This is a genomic window from Pseudomonas sp. NPDC086278, from assembly GCF_050280905.1.
Classification (GTDB): domain Bacteria; phylum Pseudomonadota; class Gammaproteobacteria; order Pseudomonadales; family Pseudomonadaceae; genus Aquipseudomonas.
Genome location: NZ_JBNNWE010000169.1, coordinates 1 through 5734, shown reverse-complemented (window position 1 = coordinate 5734; position 5734 = coordinate 1). Strand labels below are relative to the sequence as shown.

Sequence of the window (5734 nt, the reverse complement as noted above, 5' to 3'; positions counted from 1 at the left end):
CGACTGCCCGCACCGGCGCTGCAACCAATGCTGGCAACGGCGCGCAGGCAATCGGCCCGGACAGGCAGAAATCCTGCGGCTGGATCAAACCACCCATGCGCGCCCTGCTGTTGCAGGCCAGCGGTCTGCTGTTCGCCGGGCTGGCCTGCGCCGCCCCGCAACATGCCGTGACCCTTTACAACGAGCCGCCGAAATACCCGGCCGACTTCAAGTATTTCGATTACGTGAACCCGGACGCGCCCAAGGGCGGGATCTTCCGTCAGGCGGGTTTTGGCGGCTTCGACAGCCTCAACCCGTTCATCAGCAAAGGCGTGCCTGCCGATGACATCGGCATCATCTACGACACCCTGGCCAAGCAGGGGCTGGACGAGCCGTTCACCGAATACGGCTTGATCGCCGGCAAGATCGAGAAAGCCCCGGACAACAGCTGGGTGCGTTTCTACCTGCGGCCCGAGGCGCGTTTTCACGATGGCCACCCGGTGCGCGCCGAAGACGTGGTGTTCAGCTTCCAGATGCTGACCAAGGACGGCGCCCCGCTTTATCGCGGTTACTACAACGATGTCGAGGAAGCGGTCGCCGAAGACCCGCTCACCGTGCTGTTCAAATTCAAGCACAGCAACAACCGCGAATTGCCGCTGATCCTCGGGCAGTTGCCGGTGTTGCCGAAACACTGGTGGGCCAACCGCGACTTCAACAAGGGCAACCTGGAAATCCCCTTGGGCAGCGGGCCCTACAAGGTCACCGAAGTGAAGGCCGGACGCTCGATCCGCTATGAGCGGGTCAAGGATTACTGGGGCAAGGACCTGCCGGTCAACCGGGGTTTCTACAACTTCGATGTGATGACCACCGACTATTACCGCGACAACACCGTGGCGCTGGAAGCGCTGAAGGCCGGCCAGTTCGATTTCTGGCTGGAGATGACCGCGAAGAACTGGGCCAACGCCTACAACATCCCGGCCGTCACCGAAGGCCGGCTGATCAAGGAGCAGATCACCAACGGCAACCCGACCGGCATGCAGGGTTTCGTGTTCAACCTGCGGCGCCCGGTGTTCCAGGACGTGCGCGTGCGCCAGGCGCTGACGCTGCTGCTGGATTTTGAGTGGACCAACAAACAACTGTTCAACGGCGCCTACATACGCACCCGCAGCTATTTCGAAAACTCGGAAATGGCCGCCACCGGTCTGCCCGACGCCGACCAACTGGCGATCCTCGATCCGTTTCGCGGCAAGATTCCCGAGCAGGTGTTCAGCGAAGCGTTCGAGAACCCGGTGACCGACGCCAGCGGCATGATCCGCACCCAGCAGCGCAAGGCCTATCAACTGCTGCAAGAGGCCGGCTGGCGGATTGTCGACGACAAAATGGTCGACGCCACCGGCAAACCGGTGTCCATCGAATTCCTGCTGGCGCAAACCGAGTTCGAGCGCGTGTTGCTGCCGTTCAAGCGCAACCTCAGTGACCTCGGCATCGATCTGGTGATCCGGCGGGTCGACGTCTCGCAGTACATCAACCGCGTGCGCTCGCGGGACTTCGACATGATCGTCGGCAGCTTCCCGCAGTCGAACTCGCCGGGCAACGAACAGCGTGAGTTCTGGATGTCGGCCGCCGCCGACAAACCCGGTAGCCGCAATTCCATGGGGCTCAAGGACCCGAGCGTCGACCATCTGGTGGAGCAACTGATCAACGCCGATTCACGCAAGAGCCTGGTGGCCAACGCACGGGCACTGGACCGCGTGCTGCAATGGGGCTATTACGTGATCCCCAACTGGCACATCAAAACCTGGCGCGTGGCGTACTGGAACCACATCGGGCATCCGAAAATCTCGCCGTTGTACGACATCGGCACCAACACCTGGTGGGTCAAGCCTGACGCGAAACCTGCGATAGAAGTCGAAACCAAACTGCAACTCGACCCTGCGGGCATGGAGTAATCAGATGCTGGCGTATATTTTTCGGCGACTGCTGCTGATCATCCCGACCTTGTTCGGCATTCTGCTGATCAACTTCGTGATCATCCAGGCCGCACCCGGCGGGCCTGTGGAGCAAATGATCGCCAAGCTCGAAGGTTTTGAAGGCGCGACCAGCCGGATTGCCGGCGGTGGCGCCGAAGTCTCGGTGGCCGGCTCCGCCTATCGCGGCGCTCAGGGCCTGGACCCGGCGTTGGTGAAAGAAATCGAGCACATGTACGGCTTTGACAAATCGGCGCCGGAACGGCTGTGGATCATGGTCAAGAACTACGCCACGCTGGATTTCGGCGACAGTTTCTTTCGCGACGCCAAGGTCATCGACCTGATCAAGGAAAAGATGCCGGTGTCGATCTCGCTCGGGCTGTGGAGCACGTTGATCATGTACCTGGTGTCGATTCCGCTGGGAATCGCCAAGGCCACGCGACACGGCAGCCATTTCGACGTCTGGACCAGTTCGCTGATCATCGTCGGCTACGCGATCCCGGCGTTCCTGTTTGCGATCCTGCTGATCGTGCTGTTCGCCGGCGGCAGCTATTTCGACTGGTTCCCGCTGCGGGGACTGACCTCGAACAACTTTGACGAGTTGAGCATGGGCGGCAAGGTTCTCGATTATTTCTGGCACCTGGCCCTGCCGGTGACGGCCCTGGTGATCGGCAATTTCGCGACCATGACCCTGCTGACCAAAAACAGCTTCCTCGACGAAATCAACAAACAGTACGTGGTCACCGCCAAGGCCAAAGGCCTGACCAACCACCGCGTGCTCTATGGCCATGTGTTCCGCAACGCGATGCTGCTGGTGATCGCGGGATTCCCGTCGGCGTTTATCGGGATTTTCTTCACCGGCTCGTTGCTGGTGGAAGTGATCTTCTCCCTCGACGGCCTCGGCCTGATGAGCTTCGAAGCGGCGATCAACCGCGATTACCCGGTGGTGTTCGGCACGCTGTTCATCTTCACCTTGCTCGGTCTGGTGGTGAAACTGATCGGCGACCTGACCTACACCTTTGTCGATCCGCGCATCGACTTCGAAAGCCGGGAGCATTGAGATGAACCTGTCCCCGCTCAATCGCCGACGATTCGAACTGTTCAAGGCTAACAAACGTGGCTGGTGGTCGCTGTGGCTGTTTCTGCTGCTGTTCGGCCTGAGCCTTGGCGCCGAGCTGATCGCCAATGACAAACCGCTGGTGGTGCATTACGACAACAGCTGGTACTTCCCGGCCATCAAGCGTTACCCGGAAACCACGTTCGGCGGCGAGTTCCCGCTGGAAGCCAACTACAAGAGCCCGTATATCCGCGAATTGCTCAAGGCCAAAGACGCGTGGGTGTTATGGGCGCCAATTCCCTACAGCTACCAGAGCATCAACTACGACCTGAAAGTCCCGGCGCCGGCACCGCCCTCGGCCGACAACCTGCTCGGCACTGACGATCAGGGCCGAGATGTACTGGCGCGGGTGATTTACGGCTTCCGGATTTCCGTGCTGTTTGCCCTGACGCTGACCGTTCTCAGCTCGATCATCGGTGTGATCGCCGGGGCCTTGCAGGGGTTTTACGGCGGCTGGGTCGACTTGGCCGGCCAGCGTTTTCTGGAGATCTGGTCCGGGTTGCCGGTGTTGTATTTGCTGATCATTCTGGCCAGTTTCGTCCAGCCCAACTTCTGGTGGCTGCTGGGGATCATGCTGCTGTTTTCCTGGATGAGCCTGGTGGACGTGGTCCGCGCCGAGTTCCTGCGCGGGCGCAACCTCGAATACGTGCGCGCGGCCCGGGCGCTGGGGATGCAGAATGGCGCGATCATGTTCCGCCACATCCTGCCCAACGCCATGGTCTCGACCATGACGTTCATGCCGTTCATTCTGACCGGCGCCATTGGCACCTTGACCGCACTGGATTTCCTTGGCTTTGGCCTGCCGGCAGGCAGCCCGTCGCTCGGTGAACTGGTGGCGCAAGGCAAATCCAACCTGCAAGCGCCGTGGCTCGGCATGAGCGCGTTTGCGGTGCTGGCCTTGATGTTGAGTTTGCTGGTGTTTATCGGCGAGTCCGCTCGCGATGCCTTCGACCCGAGGAAGTGAAATGAATCAGGACAATCTGATCGAAGTGCGCGACCTCGCCGTCGAATTTGTCGTTGGCGAGCGCTGCCAGCGGGTGGTCGAAGGCGTGAGCTTCGACATCAAGCGCGGCGAAACCCTGGCGCTGGTCGGCGAAAGTGGCTCCGGCAAATCGGTGACCGCCCACTCGATCCTGCGGCTGCTGCCCTACCCGCTCGCGCGGCACCCGTCCGGCACCATCGAGTATTCCGGGCAAGACCTGCTGAGCCTGAAAGAAAAAACCATCCGCCACATTCGCGGCAACCGCATCGCGATGATTTTTCAGGAGCCGATGACCTCGCTCAATCCTCTGCATTCAATCGAAAAGCAGATCAACGAGGTGCTGGGCATCCACAAAGGCCTGACCGGCAAGGTTGCGACCCGACGCACCCTGGAATTGCTGGAAATGGTCGGCATCCCGGAGCCGCACAAGCGCCTCAAGGCGCTGCCCCACGAATTGTCCGGCGGTCAGCGTCAGCGGGTGATGATCGCCATGGCGCTGGCCAATGAGCCGGAATTGCTGATCGCTGACGAGCCGACCACCGCTTTGGACGTGACCGTTCAGCTGAAAATCCTCGAATTGCTCAAGGAATTGCAGGCTCGATTGGGCATGGCGCTGCTACTGATCAGTCACGATTTGAACCTGGTGCGAAGAATTGCGCATCGCGTATGTGTCATGCAGCGCGGTTGCATCGTCGAACAGGCATCGTGCGAAGAGCTGTTCCGCGCGCCGCAGCATCCGTACACTCGGGAACTGCTGGCAGCGGAGCCCAGCGGCAAGCCTGCGACCAATGTCATCGGGCCGCCGCTGCTGGAAGTCGAGGACCTGAAAGTGTGGTTCCCGATCAAGAAAGGCCTGCTGAAAAAGACCGTTGACCACATCAAAGCGGTCGACGGCATCAATTTCAGCCTGCCTCAGGGTCAGACGTTGGGGATTGTGGGCGAAAGCGGTTCCGGCAAGTCGACGCTCGGTTTAGCGATTTTGCGGCTGATCGGCAGCCAAGGCGCGATCCGTTTTGAAGGCAAGCAGCTAGACTGCCTGACGCAGAACGAAGTTCGGCCACTGCGCCGCGAAATGCAGGTGGTGTTTCAGGACCCCTTCGGCAGCCTGAGCCCGCGAATGTGCGTGAGCCAGATCGTCGGCGAAGGCCTGCGGATCCACAAGATCGGCACCGAGGCGGAACAGGAACAAGCGATTATTGCGGCATTGAAGGAGGTAGGCCTGGACCCGGAAACCCGGAACCGCTACCCCCACGAATTTTCCGGCGGGCAGCGGCAGAGAATCGCCATTGCCCGGGCATTAGTGCTAAAACCGGCGTTGATTCTGCTGGACGAGCCGACATCGGCCCTCGACCGGACAGTCCAGCGCCAAGTGGTGGAGCTGCTGCGTTCACTGCAAACCAAGTACAACCTGACGTATCTGTTTATCAGCCATGACCTGGCTGTCGTCAAAGCGCTGAGCCACCAGCTGATGGTGGTCAAGCATGGCCAAGTGGTCGAACAGGGAGACGCGCAAAGTATCTTTGCCGCTCCTCAACATCCGTATACACAGCAGTTGCTGGAAGCCGCTTTCCTGGCACCAGCCACTGCGCAATAACCAGTTGCGCGGTCAGGCGTCGGTCTGACTTGGGCGACCTCGACCCGATAGCCCAAGTGACTGCCAACGCGCCGCAACCTCGGCGCATTGGCGTA

At 60.5% G+C, this 5734-nt stretch carries 4 protein-coding genes; all 4 read left to right on the top strand.

Annotated features, from left to right (window positions below; translation table 11 throughout):
* Positions 1 to 95 precede the first annotated feature (95 nt).
* The 4 genes from ACQKP4_RS28175 to ACQKP4_RS28160 are packed head-to-tail and all read left to right on the top strand — an operon-like array spanning position 96 to position 5639.
* Positions 96 to 1928: an extracellular solute-binding protein gene (locus ACQKP4_RS28175; protein WP_427637318.1), complete on the top strand. Its 1833-nt coding sequence runs from the start codon at positions 96 to 98 to the stop codon at positions 1926 to 1928.
* Positions 1929 to 1932: 4 nt separating this feature from the next.
* On the top strand, positions 1933 to 3006 hold the full coding sequence (locus ACQKP4_RS28170) for a microcin C ABC transporter permease YejB (RefSeq protein WP_392889186.1): 1074 nt from the start codon (positions 1933 to 1935) through the stop codon (positions 3004 to 3006).
* 1 nt (position 3007) lies between these two features.
* Positions 3008 to 4027, top strand: a complete 1020-nt coding sequence (locus ACQKP4_RS28165; protein WP_427637316.1) for an ABC transporter permease — start codon at positions 3008 to 3010, stop codon at positions 4025 to 4027.
* A gap of 1 nt (position 4028) precedes the next feature.
* A complete protein-coding gene (locus ACQKP4_RS28160; protein ID WP_427637314.1) occupies positions 4029 to 5639 on the top strand; it encodes an ABC transporter ATP-binding protein in 1611 nt (536 codons plus the stop codon).
* The last annotated feature ends 95 nt before the right edge of the window (positions 5640 to 5734 follow it).

Bases quoted from the DNA above. Each gene is read 5' to 3' on its own strand.
- ACQKP4_RS28175 (WP_427637318.1), top strand. From the start codon at position 96: ATGCGCGCCCTGCTGTTGCAGGCCAGCGGTCTGCTGTTCGCCGGGCTG.
- ACQKP4_RS28170 (WP_392889186.1), top strand. From the start codon at position 1,933: ATGCTGGCGTATATTTTTCGGCGACTGCTGCTGATCATCCCGACCTTG.
- ACQKP4_RS28165 (WP_427637316.1), top strand. From the start codon at position 3,008: ATGAACCTGTCCCCGCTCAATCGCCGACGATTCGAACTGTTCAAGGCT.
- ACQKP4_RS28160 (WP_427637314.1), top strand. From the start codon at position 4,029: ATGAATCAGGACAATCTGATCGAAGTGCGCGACCTCGCCGTCGAATTT.